At 37.6% G+C, this 271-nt stretch carries 1 protein-coding gene; it reads left to right on the top strand.

Annotated features, from left to right (window positions below):
* The coding region (locus R0K30_RS22010) for an ATP-binding protein (RefSeq protein ID WP_410612974.1) at positions 1-271 on the top strand (271 nt) is incomplete at both ends.

The raw sequence follows: 271 nt of genomic DNA, 5'->3' as shown, positions 1-271 counted from the left end.
AGTTGCAATCAAAAGCAACTAATAATTAAAGTTGAAGACACCGGTATTGGTATGACCGAAAGCGAGCAAAAAGACCTATTTACTCCCTTTCACCAAGCTGACTCGTCAATTTCTCGTAAATACGGTGGTACTGGACTTGGCTTAAATATATCAAAAAGCTTAGCAAATAAACTAAATGGGGATATTACTGTATTTTCTGTGGTAGGTAGGGGTAGTGAGTTTTGCTTTACTATGGAGTTAAATACAACCGAACATACGCAATGGGTTAACG

Origin of the sequence: Bacillus sp. SIMBA_154, assembly GCF_046536015.1 — a bacterium.
In the GTDB taxonomy this organism is placed as follows: Bacteria; Bacillota; Bacilli; order Bacillales; family Bacillaceae; genus Bacillus; species Bacillus pumilus_P.
This window is presented reverse-complemented; position numbering and strand designations above follow the sequence as displayed.